This is a genomic window from Flavobacterium ginsengiterrae (assembly GCF_039539785.1).
GTDB lineage: Bacteria > Bacteroidota > Bacteroidia > Flavobacteriales > Flavobacteriaceae > Flavobacterium > Flavobacterium ginsengiterrae.
In genome coordinates this window covers 782,127-801,294 of record NZ_BAABDU010000003.1, presented here as the reverse complement: position 1 = coordinate 801,294, position 19,168 = coordinate 782,127, and the positions used below count along the sequence as shown (strand labels likewise).

At 32.1% G+C, this 19,168-nt stretch carries 15 protein-coding genes; 11 read left to right on the top strand and 4 right to left on the bottom strand.

What is annotated here, in order from left to right:
• Positions 1-13: 13 nt before the first annotated feature.
• A complete protein-coding gene (locus tag ABD859_RS06370; RefSeq protein WP_345141784.1) occupies positions 14-1,648 on the bottom strand; it encodes a S8 family peptidase in 1,635 nt (544 codons plus the stop codon).
• Positions 1,649-1,889: 241 nt separating this feature from the next.
• Here ABD859_RS06370 and ABD859_RS06365 point away from each other — a divergent pair, with 241 nt between their 5' ends.
• Together ABD859_RS06365 and ABD859_RS06360 are read left to right on the top strand one after the other, a co-directional pair.
• Positions 1,890-4,703 (top strand): LamG-like jellyroll fold domain-containing protein, encoded by a 2,814-nt coding sequence (locus tag ABD859_RS06365; RefSeq protein ID WP_345141781.1) that lies wholly within the window; start codon positions 1,890-1,892, stop codon positions 4,701-4,703.
• Between the two features lie 185 nt (positions 4,704-4,888).
• Positions 4,889-8,059 (top strand): T9SS type A sorting domain-containing protein, encoded by a 3,171-nt coding sequence (locus ABD859_RS06360; protein ID WP_345141778.1) that lies wholly within the window; start codon positions 4,889-4,891, stop codon positions 8,057-8,059.
• 75 nt (positions 8,060-8,134) lie between these two features.
• Here the strand turns inward: ABD859_RS06360 and ABD859_RS06355 are convergent, their stop codons facing one another.
• Both ABD859_RS06355 and ABD859_RS06350 read right to left on the bottom strand, forming a co-directional pair.
• Complete coding sequence (locus ABD859_RS06355; RefSeq protein ID WP_345141775.1) at positions 8,135-8,992, bottom strand: MBL fold metallo-hydrolase; 858 nt, start codon at positions 8,990-8,992, stop codon at positions 8,135-8,137.
• Between the two features lie 82 nt (positions 8,993-9,074).
• The gene (locus ABD859_RS06350) at positions 9,075-10,001 is read right to left on the bottom strand and encodes a hypothetical protein (RefSeq protein WP_345141772.1); all 927 of its coding nucleotides are present in this window, start codon (positions 9,999-10,001) and stop codon (positions 9,075-9,077) included.
• A 375-nt stretch (positions 10,002-10,376) separates the two neighbouring features.
• Between ABD859_RS06350 and ABD859_RS06345 the strand changes: the two genes are divergently transcribed.
• The 6 genes from ABD859_RS06345 (at position 10,377) to sufD (ending at position 15,309) form a co-directional block, all read left to right on the top strand.
• Positions 10,377-10,706, top strand: coding sequence for a HesB/IscA family protein (locus ABD859_RS06345; RefSeq protein ID WP_012023267.1), 330 nt, complete (start codon positions 10,377-10,379; stop codon positions 10,704-10,706).
• 63 nt (positions 10,707-10,769) lie between these two features.
• Positions 10,770-12,218 carry a Fe-S cluster assembly protein SufB gene (sufB, locus tag ABD859_RS06340; protein ID WP_207298284.1) on the top strand — a complete coding sequence of 483 codons (1,449 nt, stop codon included), beginning with the start codon at positions 10,770-10,772 and terminating at the stop codon, positions 12,216-12,218.
• Positions 12,219-12,222: 4 nt separating this feature from the next.
• Positions 12,223-12,711, top strand: a complete 489-nt coding sequence (locus ABD859_RS06335) for a flavodoxin family protein (RefSeq protein WP_345141767.1) — start codon at positions 12,223-12,225, stop codon at positions 12,709-12,711.
• An 11-nt stretch (positions 12,712-12,722) separates the two neighbouring features.
• Complete coding sequence (gene sufC, locus ABD859_RS06330) at positions 12,723-13,469, top strand: Fe-S cluster assembly ATPase SufC (protein ID WP_057121683.1); 747 nt, start codon at positions 12,723-12,725, stop codon at positions 13,467-13,469.
• Between the two features lie 85 nt (positions 13,470-13,554).
• On the top strand, positions 13,555-13,944 hold the full coding sequence (locus ABD859_RS06325; RefSeq protein ID WP_345141763.1) for a four helix bundle protein: 390 nt from the start codon (positions 13,555-13,557) through the stop codon (positions 13,942-13,944).
• Positions 13,945-13,992: 48 nt separating this feature from the next.
• Positions 13,993-15,309, top strand: coding sequence for a Fe-S cluster assembly protein SufD (sufD, locus tag ABD859_RS06320; protein ID WP_345141760.1), 1,317 nt, complete (start codon positions 13,993-13,995; stop codon positions 15,307-15,309).
• 105 nt (positions 15,310-15,414) lie between these two features.
• Here sufD and ABD859_RS06315 read toward each other — a convergent pair whose 3' ends face one another.
• Positions 15,415-16,764, bottom strand: a complete 1,350-nt coding sequence (locus tag ABD859_RS06315) for a serine hydrolase domain-containing protein (protein ID WP_345141757.1) — start codon at positions 16,762-16,764, stop codon at positions 15,415-15,417.
• Between the two features lie 217 nt (positions 16,765-16,981).
• On the opposite strand from ABD859_RS06315, the gene ABD859_RS06310 reads away from it, so the two are divergent.
• The 3 genes from ABD859_RS06310 to ABD859_RS06300 are packed head-to-tail and all read left to right on the top strand — an operon-like array spanning position 16,982 to position 19,063.
• Positions 16,982-18,196, top strand: a complete 1,215-nt coding sequence (locus ABD859_RS06310) for an aminotransferase class V-fold PLP-dependent enzyme (protein ID WP_345141754.1) — start codon at positions 16,982-16,984, stop codon at positions 18,194-18,196.
• A 13-nt stretch (positions 18,197-18,209) separates the two neighbouring features.
• Complete coding sequence (locus ABD859_RS06305; RefSeq protein ID WP_345141751.1) at positions 18,210-18,635, top strand: hypothetical protein; 426 nt, start codon at positions 18,210-18,212, stop codon at positions 18,633-18,635.
• A gap of 2 nt (positions 18,636-18,637) precedes the next feature.
• Positions 18,638-19,063 (top strand): SufE family protein, encoded by a 426-nt coding sequence (locus ABD859_RS06300; protein WP_345141748.1) that lies wholly within the window; start codon positions 18,638-18,640, stop codon positions 19,061-19,063.
• Positions 19,064-19,168: the final 105 nt, after the last annotated feature.

Below are 19,168 nucleotides of genomic sequence, written 5' to 3'. Positions count from 1 at the left end.
TAGTGTATTCTTATTATTTTTTTGACATCTTTTCAGCCATTAATAAAGCATTGTAAGCATTTACCATTTTAGCTGTTTTTGATGATTCTGCAGAAGAAACAGCAGTAGGTTTTTCTCCCGGATTTTCGCTTTCGCCTAAAACAACCATTGAAGGAAGTGCTACTCCAGAATCCATTAAGATTTTTTTAACCTGAGCTGCTTTTAATTTTGGATAGTATGAACGAATTAATGCTGCAACACCTGCTGCATTTGGAGACGCCATTGAAGTTCCTTGTAAATATTTGTATTTATTATTAGGAACTGTTGCGTAAATCTCTTCTCCCGGAGCAAAAACGTCAACGTTTATTTTTCCGAAGTTAGAAAATGAAGCTACGACATTTTCTCCATACGATTTATTAATCGCTCCAATTGTAATAACATTATCTGCAAATTCTTTAACGTTATCTTCTGCATCATTTGGATAATTGATGTTTTTTGTTTCATCAATATTGTATCCGTCGTTTCCTGCTGCATGAACAATTAATACATCTTTTTTGGCTGCATATTTTATAGCATCGTAAACCCATTGTTTGTGCGGAGAGAAGCTTTTTCCAAAACTTCCGTTGATTACTTTTGCTCCGTTATCAACTGCGTAACGAATTGCCAAAGCGATATCTTTATCGTACTCATCTCCATCCGGAACAGCTCTTACTGTTAAAATTTCAACATTGTTTGCTACTCCGTCTCCACCTAAATTATTACCGCGAATCTGCGCAATAATACCGGCAACGTGAGTTCCGTGAAGTGCTTTTTCTTTATCCGGACCAAAAACAACGTTATTTCCGTAACGTGTGTTTTTAATATCATCAGGATTATCGCCTACAATTTTTCTTCCGTCGTATTCTTTATTTAAATTGTAGTTTAACTGATCGTAAACGTATTCTCTGTATTCTTCAAATTCAGCTTCAGGATCAAAGGTTGGTCCTGTATTCGATAGAATTTGAGTCATTACTTGTTTGCTGCTTAAAACCTCAGGATCTGTTGATGTAATAGATTTTAAATCTTCAAGAGTGTATTTATCTTTATTTACAGCTTTTTTTATTGTTTTATGTGCATTCAATAAAAAGTCAATTCTTTCTTTGCCTTGTAAAGCTTCTTCATACTTCTTTGTGTATTCTTCTAAAGCTTGTTTATATTGTGCAGAACCATCATCGGCTTTTTTAATGATACGTGTCATCTCAAGATTTTCATGAACAGCATCTCCAAGGAAGTTCCAACCGTTTACGTCATCTATAAATCCGTTTTTATCATCGTCGATTCCATTTCCTGGAATTTCTTTAGGATTTGTCCAGATCATTCCTTTTAGATCTTCGTGTTCGATATCAACACCAGAATCTACAATACCTACGATAACTTTCTTACCTGTTTTACCCTGTAGTAATTCAGCATAAGCTTTATCAACGCTCATTCCGGGAATAGAATCTTTAATTAAATCCAGATGACTCCATCTTTTTAATTCATTTTCGCTGACAGGAGCTTTTTTTACAACTGCCGCCGGCGCTGTAATAAACTGTTTTGAAGTTGAAACCTGCGCTTGTACAGTAGCGCTGCATCCTGCTAAAACCAATAGTGCAAAAGCAGATAATTTAAGAGGTTTTATATGACTCATGTATCTTAATTATAATTGTAAAGTTAAAAGATGGGTCTAAATTATGCTTTTTTGTTACAAAAAGCTAACTGTTAACACTGTGTTATGAAATTTTGGTTAAAAATTCCGTTCAAAACAGATTTTTCTTAAACAATATCAGCCTATTCTAACTCGTAAAATATTGTTATTAAAGTACGCCTTCGCGTAATAAAATTAAGATTCAATGTTGTATTATTGTACTGCTAAAAATACAAACCAGCCTATGAGAACAAAACTACTTTTATTACTGCTTATCAGCAGTTTATCAACTCTTGCTCAAACCCTTCCTTCTTATGTTCCTGCAAATGGTTTAATTGCATATTATCAGTTTAATGGAAATGCAAATGATATTAGTGGAAATGCGTTTAACGGCAATGTTACATCAGCTGTTTTAACAACTGACAGATTTGGAAATACAAACAATGCTTATAGCTTTAATGGTGTAAATAGTTTTATTGACGCTGTTATAGCGAATCTTCCAAATGGAAATACTTCAAGAACAATATCAGGATGGTTTAAGACAAATGATACGTTTTCTGAACCCAATAAAATTGATGTTTCTATTTTTGATTCTGGAAAATTAACTTCATTACAAAGACTAAATCTTTCCCTTTACTCAAAAGGTTATCTACAAATGGTGACTGGACCTAACGCTGGGGGCTTTTACATCAATAACTTTAATTACGTAAATGATGATTGGTATTTTTTTACTCTTACTTATGACGGAACTAAGCTTTCAATATTTGTAAATGGTAAATTTGTAGATGCAAGTACTGTGAATTTAAATACTGTTGGTAGTATTTTTAGAATTGGTCAGAGGATTTCTGGAGACAATATTAATGAAGCTTTTAAAGGAACAATTGATGACATTGGTATTTGGAATCGTGTTTTGACTCCGGAGGAAATTTCGGCTATGTATATTCCTGGTGAACAGCCAAAATATACCTTAATTCCAGATGCTAATTTTGAACAAAAATTAATTAATCTTGGTCTTGATTACGGAGTTGTTGATGGAAAAGTGTTGACATCTAATATCAAGAAGGTAACTTTCTTAGATGTTAGTAAAAGTGCTATTTCTGACTTGACAGGAATACAAGACTTTGCATCTTTAACTAATTTGTATTGCGGTCAGAATACTTTAAAAACATTGAACGTAAGCAAGAATACTGCGCTGACTATTTTAGATTGTAATAATAACCAGATAACAGCTTTAGATATAAGTAATAATATTGCTTTAACTGAATTAAGTTGCTATGCTAATAAATTAACCTCGTTAGATGTCAAAGTAAATACAGCTTTAACAAAGCTAGATTGCGGCTCAAACCAATATACTTCCTTGGATATAAGTAAAAATACTGCTTTAACATTTTTGGGCTGTAATACCAGCCAATTAACCACTTTAGATATAAGTACAAATACGTCTTTAACTCTTTTGGACTGCCGTGAAAATAAAATAACCTCTTTGGATGTTTCTAAAGTCACTACATTAACAGAGCTGTATTGTCAGTCTAATCAATTAAAAGATTTGAATGTCGGCAAAAATAAAGTGTTAGAATTTATAAACTGTTCAAAAAATCTACTAACCACTTTGGATGTTAGCATAAATACGGCCTTAGTTGGTTTATATGCTAACTCTAATCAATTAACAAGTCTAAATTTAAAGAATGGAACCAATGCTAAACTTGCCTATCTAAATCTTAAAAACAATCCAAATCTGAGCTGCATTCAGGTTGACGATATTAGTTATTTCAATGCAAATTGGGCTTCTTATAAGGATTCTGGTGCAACTTTCAGCACAAACTGTCTAGACGAATACACATTAATTCCTGATAGTAATTTTGAAGAACGACTAATTATGCTAGGTATAGATAAGGATGGTAAAAATGGAAAAGTATTGAATACCAGCATCTCTAAAATAGACCATTTATACGTTGGGGAATATGCTATAAAAGACTTAACTGGAATAAGCGGTTTTACCTCACTTAAAGGATTAAATGTTTCTGGAAATGAACTAACTTCTTTAGACTTATCTAAAAATACTCTTTTAGATACTTTAGATTGTTCAAAAAACAAGCTTAGAACTCTGAATTTAAAAAATGGAAACAATAAAAAATTCTATAGTGAAACATCTAATTTTTCTAACAATCCTGATTTGACATGCATTCAAGTTGATGATGTTACATATGCTAATGCAAATTGGGCATCTATAAAAGATGCAACAGCAGCTTACAACACAAACTGCGAAGTAATCTATGCCATAATTCCAGATTCAAATTTTGAACAGAAGCTAATTGATTTAGGAATTGATACAGATGGTTTAAACGGAAAAATTACTACCGCAAACATAAGCTCAATAACCTCTTTAGATCTTTCGAATAGTAATATTAAAAATCTAACTGGAATTGAATATTTTACGTCCTTGACATCTTTAGATGTGAGCAATAATCAAATTACTTCTCTTGACTTAAGCGGTAATTTGTTTCTTGAAACTTTAAACGCTTCTTCAAACCAGCTTACCACATTAGATGTATCTAAAAACACTAAACTTAGAATTGTATATGTGGTTAATAATCCTTTGGTTTCTTTAAACCTGAGAAATGGAAACAATGCTAACTTTATTCTGCCGTCAAATACGGGTAAAAAATCAGTTTCAGCATTATACACTTCCTTTTTAGGACTTAAAACTCTTGGCTGTATACAAGTTGATAATGAGAATTATTCAAATGCAAACTGGTCAAATATCAAAGAATCGTCTACAATTTATTCTAATACCTGCAAAAATCTAGGTGTAGATGAATCTATTTTTAGTCAGGCTGTTGTTTATCCAAATCCAACCAAAGGAGCGTTAAATATTAAAAACGTAAATTTAGAAAAAGCAAATGTTTATAATACTTTAGGTCAACTTGTAAGATCATTTACTCTAAATTCAGGCAATACAGACAACAGCATTAATTTATCTGATCTGCCAAAAGGAATTTATTATATATACTTAATAAATGGTAATAATGCTTCTGTTAAAAAGATAATTGTAGAATAATTTTTAATCACCCAAACCATAAAAAAATCCCATTTTCAATTTACAGAAAATGGGATTTTTTAATTATTAAAGTCAATTTGAATTATAAAATATCCTGGAAAAATAAACACGCGCTTTACGGTTTCACGTAAGGAATATCCGTTTAAATTTTCTACACTTGTTCGGTCGAACTCTAAACCTTTTCTATGAAAACAAAACTACTTTTATTGCTTTTATTAGCGAATTTTTCAATTTATGCACAGACCAATTTAGTTCCAGACGGTGGGTTTGAAAAGTGGACAAGTACCACAGTATTACCCGATTGGACAACTCAAAATAATGTTACTCAAAACACAGCAGAGTATTGGGAAGGATTTAATAGCGTAAAATTATCTTTTACAAGCAATGCTTCAATTCCAAAAATTACAACACAAGTTCCTTTAAAAGCCGGAATTACTTATATTGTTAAATTCAAATATAAATACTTAAGCAGCAATTATAACAGTTCTCACCCAATTGTATTAAACGTTAGTAAAAACGGAAGTTCGACAACACTTTCAAATAGCATTTTTGCTAAAAATAATAACTGGACAACCGTTGAAACTACTTTTACACCAGATCAAAATTTATCTTATGATTTAAGTATTTCTTTAAATACTGTTGACAACATCGGATTTAACGCAAATATCGATCATGTGCAGGTTTATGCTCAAGGAACAGAACAATATACCCTTATTCCAGATTTGAGTTTTGAAAAGAACTTGATAGCTCTTGGTATCGACTCCGGTACAACAGACGGAAAAGTTCTGACATCTAGTATTTCTACACTAACTTCTTTGAATATCACTGGAAGTGGTAATGGTCTTATTAAAGACTTAACTGGAATTCAAGATTTCACAGCCCTCACATTCCTAATTTGTCAAGGTCAACAATTGACGACTTTAAATCTGACTAAAAATATTGCCTTAGTTACTTTAAATTGCCAGAACAACTTGCTGACAAACCTTGACATTTCTAAAAATTCAGCTTTAACTACTGTTACTTGTAATAATAATAGCCTAACCAATCTTGATGTTTCTGAAAAATTACGTTTGACCAATTTACAATGTGCATCTAATAAATTAACAAGTCTTGATATTTCAAAAAATACTGCCTTAATCACTTTAGATTGCTCAAAGAACTTAATAACAAGTCTTGATGTTACAAAACATACTGCATTAATCACTTTAGATTGCTCAAAGAATTTACTAACAAGTCTGGATGCTTCAAAAAACACAGCTTTGACATCTTTATATTGTACAGACAACTCCCTAACAAGTTTAAATGTAAAAAATGGAAATAATAACGCTTTTTATTGGAATTCTATTTATCATTTAAGTTTTTCTGGAAATAATGACTTGAAATGTATCACTGTAGATGACATAGTCTATTCAAATAAAAATTGGACGGGAAACAAAGAATCTGGGGCTACTTATGCATTAGCTTGTGATGGGCTGTACACCGCTATTCCTGATCCAAGATTTCGACTAGAACTAATAAACCTCGGAATAGATTCAGGTTATTTTGCTGGAAAAGTACCAACAGCAAACATTTCTTCTGTGAAAACTCTTGATTTATCTTCCAAAAACATCACAGATCTTACAGGAATTGAGGATTTTACTGAATTAACTTCCTTAAAGTGTAGTAATAATAAGTTGTCTTCAATAGATATTTCAAAAAATATTGCTTTAACAACATTAGATTGTTCATCTAATTTTAAATTAAATTTTCTTGATGTTTCTAAGAATATTAATTTAAAAATTCTATATTGCATTGGCCTAACTCTAAGAGATTTAAATCTAAAAAATAATTTAAAGCTGACTGAACTAGACTGTCGTTATAATGCTTTGACTAGTTTAGAAATTCCTCATAATCCTGATTTTACTTATCTTAATTGTTCTGATAATCGATTGTCACAGATAGATGTTTCGAAGAATACTAAATTGACTTACTTTGATTGCTCCAATAATAAGTTATTGAATCTTGATGTTTCAAATAATCCTTCTCTAACTACTTTTTATTGCAACTCTAACAATCTGTTTAACCTGAATGTAAAAAATGGTAATAACCTTAGATTGAGTAAACGTAACTTTATCGACAATCCAAACTTAACATGTATTAATGTTGACGCTTATAGCACTTCGAGTTGGGGTCCTAATAAAGATCCAAAAGCTTTTTACAACTCAAACTGCAGTGGTGAAAACATTCCTTATACTCTTATCCCTGATCCCGCTTTTGAACAAAAATTGATAGATATGGGAATTGATACTGATGGTAAAAATGGAAAAGTAATTACAACCAATATAGCTTCGCTAAAATCATTAGATGTGTCGTCTGGCAATATTACAGATTTAACAGGAATTGAAGACTTTACATCTTTAACATACTTAGATTGCGGTTCAAATAAAATCTCTAATATTGATTTAACGGAAAATACTGTTTTAACTACTTTGTTTTGTCCCAAAAATGATTTTGAAGGTTTGAATCTTTACAAAAATACATTCTTGACTTATTTAGATTGCAACACAAATCGATTAAAAGGACTCACTGTATATTACCTTACAGCCCTAACTTATATAAATTTAAGTAATAACGATGTTCTAAATCTAAATTTGGGTTTTAATACTGCCTTAACAAATTTAAATTGTTCTTATAATAAATTGACGACTTTAGACATAACTAATAATCAAGCTTTAAAGACTTTAAACTGTGATAACAATGTACTAAGAACTTTAGATGTGAGTAAAAACTCCGCCTTAGTGACTTTTATTTGCAATAATAATAACCTAGAAAGATTAGAAATGACTAACAACTTGGCCTTAGCGAACTTTATTTGTAATAATAATAAACTAAATTTTTTAGATTTAACTAAAAATGTTAAGTTAAATAAATTTGATTGTCAATATAATGAATTGCGATATTTGAATTTGAAAAATGGGAATAATAAAAATTTTGATCTGACTGATTCTAATTTCACAAACAATACTCTAGCTTGTATTAACGTAGATGATGAAAATTATTCAAATGCAAATTGGTCGAATAAAAAGGACGCCAAAACCGTTTATTCTTCAAATTGTACCACTTTGGGTGTTGAAAATTCTGTTTTCAACAAAGTAGTAGTTTATCCAAACCCAACCAAAGGTGAATTAAACATCAACAATGTTTCTTTAGATAAGGCTAATGTTTACAATATTTTAGGACAGCTTGTAAAATCATTTAATCTAAATTCTGACAATACAGACAACAGCATTAATTTATCTGGTTTACCAAAAGGAATTTATTATATCTATTTAATAAATGGAGATGCTTCTACGGCAAAAAAAATAATCATAGAATAATCGAAAAATTAGTAAAAACAAAAATCCCATTTTCTAAATTGAAAATGGGATTTTTTTATATCTGAATTATCATTATTAAAAAATTTCTTCGCAGGTAAAAACCTCTTTTAAACGGACGCCTTTTTCTGTATGCTCTACCGTTATAATTTGATTATGAGCATCGTGTTCTAAAAACAAATAATAATTCTTATCCGCTGCGGCATTTAAAAATTTTGCTTTTTCATCTAAAGTTAAAAGCGGTCTTGTATCATATCCCATTACATATGGAAGCGGAATATGTCCGGCTGTAGCCAATAAATCAGCGCAAAAAACAATTGTTTTATCCTTATACTGAATATGCGGAATCATTTGTTTTTCGGTATGACCATCTGCATAGAAAATTCCAAATCCTAATTCTTTTGAAAAACCAAAATCGCCTTCAGGTTTTTCAATAAAATTCAATTGGCCGCTTTCCTGCATTGGGATAATATTTTCTGTCAAAAAAGAAGCCTTTTCACGAGCATTTGGTTTTACTGCCCATTTCCAGTGATTTTCATTTGTCCAAAACTTTGCATTTTTAAAAGCCGGCTCATAAAATGTTTTATCAGAATTCCATTTAACACTCCCTCCGCAGTGATCAAAATGTAAATGTGTCATAAAAACATCTGTAATATCGTCTCGGTTAAAACCATATTCAGCCAGCGATTTATCAATAGAATGAGAACCCCAAAGCGAATAATATCCAAAAAACTTTTCTGATTGTTTGTCGCCCATTCCGGTATCGATCAAAATCAAACGGTTTCCATCTTCAATAAGCAGACATCTTGCTGCAATATCAATTAAATTGTTCGAATCTGCCGGATTGGTTTTATTCCAAATTGTTTTGGGCACAACACCAAACATGGCACCGCCGTCTAATTTAAAATTTCCTGATTCTATTGGATAAAGTTTCATGAGTATAAATTTCTAAATGAAAAACAAAGCTAGGAAATCCAATTTTCTTTTGCCTTAATTTCTATTAAAAACGTAAACAATGCTATTCTAAAGTCAGAGAAGCACTTCCCATGATTTCTTGTTTGTCGAAAAAGTTAACAAAGTAAGTTCCTTTTTTAAATTCATTTCCATCAGAATTCAAAACTCCATAAACATTTACAGGTTTACCCTGAAAATCTACAGCAACCATAAAACTGTAAACCAAAGCTTTATCATTTTCAAATTCTATTAATTTATTCTCCCCCATAACAGTGTTTTTTTGATCTAAAACCTGAATGTAGAAAACTCGTTTACCGGTTTTAGCAATCGAATTTCCATTTACTGAAAAGCTTACTTTTAATTTCTGGGTGTTTTTTGCTTTTTCAGTTTCAAACTCTTTGCCTGATTTTTTTTCGCGAAGTCCAATTACTTTAAAATTATTTAGAGAAAGTCTGGAAGCATCTTTTATGGTCGATTCTAATTTCTTTTGATTCAAAATCAAGGTATCATTCTCTCTTTTTTGCTGATACATAACCACATTTTGGCTTTCTATTTCTGTAAGCAGACTTTTATTTTGAGATTTTAAACTTTTAATTTCGACAATTTTAGCTGATAATGTCGTTTTTAAATCCAAAAGCTGTTTTCTGTAAATTTGTATTTGTGCCACAGAAGGATTTTTAGAAACCCTGATAATCTCCATTAGGTTTTGTACATTTTTACGTTCAAGCTCTAATTGCTGCGATAATGATGTTTTTTCGAGAATGGCCACATCATATTCTAATTTTAAAACATTTAAAGAATCGAGTATTCTTTTTTGAGCGAGAGTTTCATTACTCGGCCCAGTAAATTTGCTTTTTTTGGTGAGTATTTTAGCTTTTTCGGCACTTTCTTTTAGTTCATTACTAAACAAAAAAAATGTTGCTCCTATTCCTAAAATAAAAAATATAGCTAAAAATGCTCTTAACCATTCATTTGTGTAGTTTTTCTTCATGATTTCTCACAATTTCCTGTAAAAATAGTATTATTTTATTCCACTCAACAAGTAGAAATACTGTTTTTTACCATTTTATATAGATTTAACCATCACAAAATCAACATTTTACACAAAAATAAAACTTTTCTTTCAAACCAAATAACAATTGTAAAACAAAAGAGACTGCATTTCTGTTTTTTATGACAAAATAACTTCTATCTATTTTAACATTTGTTATAATAATGTGAACCGTTATGGAAAAAGGTTTTTAAGTCGTATCTTTGCAGGCAATTTCATTTCAACATTGAAATTGGCATTTAAAATTTGTGTAATAATTTGATTATTATTCAAATGCAAATTAAAATGATCTTTTAAAAACAAATACCATAAACAATGATAAAGGTTTCTGATACAGCCAAAAAGAAAATCATCGACTTGATGACTGATGATGGTTTTGACGCCGCAAGCGACTACGTAAGAGTAGGCGTAAAAAGCGGTGGATGCTCTGGTTTGTCTTATGATTTAAAGTTTGACAAAACCAAAGGAGAAGATGACAAAATATTCGTAGATAACGACATACAAATTGCAGTTGAAAAAAAATCATTTCTGTATTTAGCCGGAACAATTTTAGAATTTTCAGGAGGATTAAACGGAAAAGGATTTGTATTCAACAATCCAAATGCAAGCAGAACTTGCGGATGCGGAGAATCATTTTCGCTTTAAAATTAATTTAAACGATTGCAAAATTTAAAGATTTAAATAATTAAGTCTTTCAATAAAAAAACAATGAGCAAATACACCGAAGACGATTTAAAAATCGAACTGGAAACCAAAGAATATGAATACGGATTTTATACCAATATAGAATCTGAAACTTTCCCTATTGGCTTAAACGAAGAAATTGTAAGAGCTATTTCGCTTAAAAAAGAAGAACCTGAATGGATGACCGAATGGCGCATTGAGGCTTTCCGTGCATGGAAAGAAATGATTGAGCCGGAATGGGCAAACGTTAGTTATGAAAAACCAGATTTTCAGGCAATTTCATATTATTCAGCTCCAAAAACTGTAGATCCTAACAAAACTTTGGATGATGTAGATCCAGAATTATTAGAGATGTACAAAAAACTTGGAATTTCTGTAGACGAACAGAAAAAGATGAACAATATCGCTATGGATATTGTAGTCGATTCTGTTTCTGTGGCTACAACTTTCAAGAAAACTTTGGCCGAAAAAGGAATTATTTTCTGTCCGATTTCTGAAGCTATCAAAGAACATCCAGAATTAGTAAAAAAATATTTAGGTACCGTTGTTCCTCAAAAAGACAACTTCTACGCAGCGTTAAACTCAGCAGTTTTCTCTGACGGAAGTTTCTGTTATATTCCAAAAGGCGTAAAATGTCCAATGGAACTTTCAACATATTTCAGAATCAATCAGGCGGGAACTGGACAATTCGAAAGAACTTTGGTTATTGCCGATGAAGGAAGTTACGTTTCTTACCTTGAAGGATGTACAGCTCCAAGCCGTGACGAAAATCAATTGCACGCCGCTGTGGTTGAATTAATCGCTTTGGATGATGCTGAAATTAAATATTCTACAGTTCAAAACTGGTTCCCTGGAAACAAAGAAGGAAAAGGCGGGGTTTACAACTTCGTAACTAAAAGAGGTTTATGCGAAACAAACGCTAAAATTTCGTGGACACAAGTTGAAACTGGTTCTGCTGTAACTTGGAAATATCCTTCTTGTGTATTGAAAGGAGATAATTCGGTTGGAGAATTTTATTCTATCGCCGTTACCAATAATTTCCAGCAGGCTGATACCGGAACTAAAATGATCCATTTAGGAAAAAACACTAAATCGACTATTATTTCTAAAGGTATTTCGGCTGGAAAATCACAAAACAGCTACCGTGGTTTAGTGCAGATTTCGCCAAGAGCAGAAAATGCAAGAAACTTTTCTCAATGTGACTCATTATTAATGGGTAACAATTGCGGTGCGCATACTTTCCCATATATTGAAAGTAAAAATCCATCAGCAAAAATTGAGCACGAAGCAACGACAAGTAAAATTGGAGAAGATCAGGTTTTCTATTGCAACCAAAGAGGTATTCCGACTGAAAAAGCGATTGCCTTAATTGTAAATGGTTTCAGTAAAGATGTATTGAACAAACTTCCAATGGAATTTGCTGTTGAAGCTCAAAAATTATTAGAGATTTCTTTAGAAGGTTCTGTAGGATAATAAAATGGAAAACAAAACAGTAATCATTTTAGGTTCTTCCAGAAAAAACGGAAATACAACAAAAATTGTAGATGCCCTTTCTAAAGAACATAATATTGATATAGTTAATTTAAGTGATTATAATATTTCCTATTATGATTACGAAAGCAAAAATATAGACGATGATTTTTTGCCTTTAATTAGAGGAATTATCGAAAAATATGACACGCTGATTTTTGCAACGCCTGTTTATTGGTATAATATGAGCGGGATTTTAAAAGTCTTTTTCGATCGTTTTTCAGATTTAATCCGAATTGAAAAAGAAACAGGAAGAAAACTGAGAGGAAAAAAAATTGGCGTAATATCAAATTCACACGACAATATAATAGAAGACAGTTTTTATATTCCGTTCAAAAAAACGTCTGATTATTTAGGCATGGAATATTTAGGACACGCGCATTTTAATGCCAATGTTTTAAACCAAACAACAAAAATAGAATTGACATTTATATAAAATAAAAAACAATGTTATCAATAAAAAACCTTCACGCCGCTATTGGTGATAAAGAAATCCTGAAAGGAATTAATATAGAAGTAAAAGCTGGAGAAGTTCACGCGATAATGGGGCCAAACGGTTCTGGAAAAAGTACACTTTCTGCTGTAATTGCAGGAAATGAAAACTATGAAGTTACAGACGGAGAGGTAATTCTTGATGGAGAAGATCTTGCTGATCTTGCGCCAGAAGAAAGAGCGCACAAAGGTGTTTTCCTTTCTTTTCAATATCCGGTAGAAATTCCTGGAGTTAGTGTAACTAACTTTATGAAAACTGCTATCAACGAAACTCGTAAAGCAAACGGACAGGAAGAAATGCCTGCAAACGAAATGTTGAAAGTTATTCGTGAGAAATCTGAATTATTAGAAATCGATCGTAAATTTTTATCTCGTTCTCTTAACGAAGGTTTTTCTGGAGGAGAGAAAAAAAGAAACGAGATTTTCCAAATGGCTATGTTAGAGCCAAAATTGGCTATTCTTGACGAAACCGATTCTGGTCTTGATATCGATGCTTTAAGAATTGTTGCAAATGGTGTAAACAAATTAAAAAGCGAGAAAAACGCAATTATCGTTATTACACACTACCAACGTTTGTTAGATTATATCGTTCCGGATTTCGTTCACGTTCTTTATAACGGAAGAATCGTAAAATCAGGAGGAAAAGAATTGGCTTACGAATTGGAAGAAAAAGGATACGACTGGATTAAGGCAGAAAACTAAAATTTTTGTTTCAGGTTTCATGTTTTTTTAGTTTCAAGTTAAACTATGTTTTGTAAGTTTAAACTTAAATTAAATAAACAGAAAAATGGCAACAATTACACGATTTGAAGATTTAGAAATTTGGAAAGAAGCTCGAAGATTAGCAAAAGAAATTCATCTTATTGCAGTTCAAACTGAGTTAAAATCAGATCTCAGATTTAAAAGTCAAATAAAAGATTCTTCGGGTTCAGTAATGGATAATATTGCTGAAGGTTTTGAAAGAGATGGAAATTTAGAATTTAGACAATTTTTATCTATTGCAAAAGGTTCAGCCGGAGAAACAAGATCTCAGCTATATCGGGTTTTTGATTTTGAATATATTTCAGAAGAAAAATTCGAAGCTTTAAAAAAGGATTACGAAAATTTAAGCGGTAAAATAAAAAACTTTATCACTTATCTAAATAAAAAAGATTTCAAAGGGAATAAGTTTCAGTGAACAACCTGAAACTTGAAACCTGAAACATCCGAAGGAAACAACAAAAAAATGGATTTAAAAGAAAAATTAGTATCGTCTTTTATGGCTTTTGAAGAGCGTGTTGATGTGCATTCAGATTTGCATGACATCCGTACAAATGCTATAAAAAACTTTGAAAATAAAGGTTTTCCAACCAAAAAAGAAGAAGCCTGGAAATATACATCGCTAAATGCCATCTTAAAAAATGACTTTACGGTTTTTCCAAAGCAGGAAAATGCAATCGAATTTAATCAGGTAAAAAAATATTTTTTACACGAAATTGACACGTACAAATTAGTTTTTATTGATGGTGTTTTCAGTTCGCATTTGTCTTCTACAACACACGACGGAATCGATGTTTGCTTGATGTCTTCGGCATTGACCAAACCAAAATATAAAATGGTTATTGATACCTACTTTAATCAAATTGCAAGCAAAGATGATAGTTTGACTTCGTTGAATACGGCTTTTGCTATTGAAGGAGCTTTTATCAATATTCCAAAGAAAAAAGTGGCTGACAAACCAATTGAGATTATGTATTTCTCAACCGGAAATGAAGCTGCTTTAATGGTTCAGCCAAGAAATTTGGTTATTGTGGGTGAAAATTCACATGTACAAATTATTGAGCGTCACCAAAGTTTGAATGAAAATCCGGTTTTAACAAATTCTGTTACAGAGATTTTCGCTCAAAAACGTGCGATTGTTGATTATTACAAAATCCAAAATGATAATAGTGAAGCAAACTTAGTAGACAATACTTTTGTTTCGCAGCAACAAGAAAGCCATGCTTCTGTTCATACTTTCTCATTTGGAGGAAATCTGACTCGTAACAACTTAAACTTTTATCATTTCGGAGAAAGATTAACGAGTACGCTTAACGGAATTTCGATCTTAAATGACAAACAGCACGTTGACCATTATACTTTGGTAAACCACGCGCAACCAAACTGCGAAAGTTTCCAGGATTATAAAGGAATTTTCTCTGATCGTTCGACTGGAGTTTTCAACGGAAAAGTTTTGGTAGAAAAAGAAGCGCAGAAAACAAATGCTTTCCAAAAAAGCAACAACATTTTATTGAGCGACAAAGCAACAATCAACGCAAAACCGCAATTGGAAATTTTTGCTGATGACGTAAAATGTTCTCACGGATGTACAGTTGGACAGCTTGATGAAACAGCAATGTTCTACATGCAGTCTCGCGGAATTCCGAAAAAAGAAGCTAAAGCTTTATTGATGTACGCATTTTCAAATGCCGTTATCGAAAGCATCAAAATACCAGAATTAAAACAAAGAATTACTAAAATCATTGCTATGAAATTAGGCGTGAATTTAGGATTTGATTTGTAATATTTCTTAACCGCAAGGTTCGCAAGGATTTACGCAAAGTTCGCAAGGTTTTTATTTAAGCTTTGCGAACTTTGCGCTTTTACTTAGCGCCTTTGCGGTTAAATATTATTTCCCAACAGAAGCAATTACTTCTTTCAAAAACCCATTAAAATCAAATCCAGGTTCTTCTTCTCTCACTCCCATTCGCACAATCACCATATCTTTTGACGGAATAATCACCACCATTTGCCCTTGGTAACCACTACAATAAAACATATCACGAGGAACATCCGGGAATTTCCCCCCAGCATTTAACCAAAATTGCGCTCCGTATCTTCCGTTTGATGTATTTGTTGGCGTTGCGGTGTATTTTACCCAGCTTTCATCTAGAATTTGTTCTCCGTTCCAGTTTCCTTTATGAAGATATAATAATCCGAATTTTGACCAGTCGCGAGGTGTTGCCCAAGCATAAGAAGAACCAACAAAGGTTCCCGACATATCCTGTTCAACAATCATTGAGTTCATTCCGATTTTGTCAATTACAGCACTGTACCAAAAATCAAGATATTCTTGCTGGGTTTTAAATTGTCTTCTTAAAATCAGTGATAATAAATTGGTTGTTCCTGACGAATAATTCCAATGTGTGTTCGGTTTAAATTGTGCCGGTTTTTCTAATTGCACCTTTCCCATATCTTCAGCTTGGAAAAGCATTTTTGTAGCATCGCAGATCTTACTGTAATTCTCTTCCCATTCTAAACCAGAATTCATGTGCAATAAATCATTCAGCGTAATATTTTTACGTTCGTCATTTTTCCATTCTGCAACTGGAGCGGGTTTATAAATATTAATTTTTCCTTGTTTTGCCAAAACTCCAAAAGCCGAACTTGTAATACTTTTTGTCATCGACCAACCTAAAATTTTGCTGTCTTTAGTAAAACCTGTATCGTATTTTTCAGCAATTAATTGATCTTTATATAAAACAACAACAGCTCTTGTTCTTTTCTTTTTTCCGCCATCTTTATCAAAGGCATTATCAACTGCTTTAGTTAATTTTAAATAATCAACATCAGCAAGCAAAGTATCTTTACGTTCATTATTTCCGTATGGAAAAGGAAGATTATTTTTCAATTTGGTTCTTTTAGGAAGCAAATAAGGTTTCGAAACATCAAAATCATCATTAATCAAAGTTGCTCCTAAACCTTCACGGTAGATGGCTTTTCTTTCCTTTAAACCATAAACCGAAGCAGTTGCGAACTTGCCAGCTTCATCAATCGAATTTTTAGCCAGATCAATCATCTTAATATCGTTGTCTGTTTTTTCAATTAAATCCAATGGACGATTGTCCATAAAATGTCCTGAAGCCACACTCTTTGCAGAAAAGCCTGAAATTAAATCAAGCTTCGGATAAGTGGTGAATCCGAAATATAAAAATGCAATGACTATTAAAAGCAAAAGTACTTTTAGAAATTTTTTCATGTTTGTGGTATTTGTAATGCAATATAAATAATTTATGTTCACGTTTTTAGAACTTAAATTATAATTCTGTTTGGGATAATTCATAAAACCGAATCGATTTTTAGAGAATCAGCATTTACGGCTTGTAACAATGGCATCATAAAAGGAAATTATAGAATTCCTGTATAAACAAATTTAGTTTTAGTACTTTTGTAAATAGATTTTTTCTAAATAAGACATGCTAGATATTCAAAAAATAAGAGCTGATTTTCCGATACTTTCACAGACTGTAAACGGAAAGCCATTAGTATATTTCGACAACGGAGCTACTTCGCAAAAACCAAAAGTTGTAATTGATGCTGAAGTAAAATATTATAACGAAATCAATGCCAACATTCACCGTGGCGTTCACACTTTAAGCCAGTTAGCTACTGATGCTTACGAAATTTCACGCGGAAAAGTAAAAGATCACATCAACGCAAAACATGCTCACGAAGTGCTTTTTACTTCGGGAACAACACACGGAATTAACTTAGTGGCAAACGGTTTTGCTTCTATTTTAAAACCAGGCGACGAGGTGGTTGTTTCTTCATTAGAACATCACAGTAACATTGTGCCTTGGCAGATGTTATGCGAACGAACAGGAGCAACTTTAAGAGTAATTCCGATTGATGAAAATGGTGAATTAATCATTTCAGAATTTGACGCTTTACTTTCTGAAAAAACGAAAATCGTTACTGTAAATCATATTTCAAATGCATTGGGTGTAATTAATCCAATCAAATATATTATTGACAAAGCACACGGTGTTGGCGCTGCGGTTTTAATTGACGGTGCTCAGGCTGTTCCGCATTTAAAACCAGATGTTCAGGAATTAGATTGCGATTTTTATGCTTTTTCTGGTCATAAAATGTGCGGTCCAACCGGAACTGGAATTTTATACGGAAAAGAAGAATGGCTGAATAAACTTCCTCCTTATCAGGGCGGTGGCGAAATGATTAAAGAAGTTACTTTCGAAAAAACTACTTATGCAGATCTTCCTCATAAATTTGAAGCCGGAACACCAAATATTGCGGGCGGAATTGTTTTAGGAACTGCAATTGATTATTTAAACGAAATTGGTTTTGATAAAATTCATGAATACGAAAATGAATTATTAGAACACGCCACAAAACGTCTTAACGAAATTGAAGGAATCAGAATTTACGGAAACACAAAAAATAAAGCCTCTGTAGTTTCGTTTAATATCGATGGAATTCACCCGTATGATGTTGGTTCTATTATAGATAAATTAGGAATTGCTGTTAGAACCGGACATCATTGTGCACAGCCAATTATGAATTTTTTCTGTATTCCGGGAACTATTCGTGCTTCTTTTTCTTTCTATAATACAAAAGAAGAAATTGATTTAATGGTTGATGCCGTGAAAAAAGCACAAACAATGTTAAGCTAAAAAAAATAAATTTATGAGAATACTATCATTATTGCTATTAACTGTTTTCATAACAGGCGGATGCTGCAGTCAAAAAAAAGTAGATATGAAATCGACTCAAATTGAATATTCTGCAATGTCTAGAGGATATTACAAAAGTATTGTTGTTGAAGACAAAACGGTTTCGGTTATTAAAGAACGTAATGCAGAAGCTGTAAAAAGCAATATTGATGAAGCCAAATGGAATCAAATCGTTTCAGCATTTTCAAAAGTAAATTTGGACAGTCTTTCCACATTAAAAGCACCAACAGACAAACGTACGTATGACGGCGCCGCAATTGGAAATTTAAAAATAACAAAAGATGGAAAAACGTATGAAACTCCAGGTTTCGACAATGGTTTTCCTCCAAAAGAAATCGAAAAACTAGTAAATTTATTAGTTGATTTTTCTAAAGAATAATTATGACGATAAAAGAAATTCAAAACGAAATAATAGACGAATTTTCAATGTTCGACGACTGGATGCAGCGTTATGAATACATCATCGAACTGGGAAAAAGTCTTCCGTTAATCAAAGAAGAACACAAAACCGACGATAATTTAATCAAAGGCTGTCAGTCTAAAGTTTGGTTACAAGGTGAAGAAAACGACGATAAAATTGTTTTCACGGCAGATAGCGATGCTATTTTGACAAAAGGAATTATTGCGATTTTAATTCGTGCTTTCTCCAACCAAAAAGCAAAAGATATCTTAGAAGCCGACACAGATTTTATTGACGAGATCGGCTTAAAAGAACATTTATCAGCAACTCGTGCAAACGGTTTGGTTTCGATGATCAAAAACATCAAAATGTACGCTTTGGCATTTGATGCAAAAAACAAAAATTAAAAAAATTAAACCATTAAGACATTAAGTTTCATAAAGCGTTGTGCTTAATTTTCTTAAAAGAAATTTAAGCTATTATTTAAACTCAAAAGCGCAAACTTAATTTTC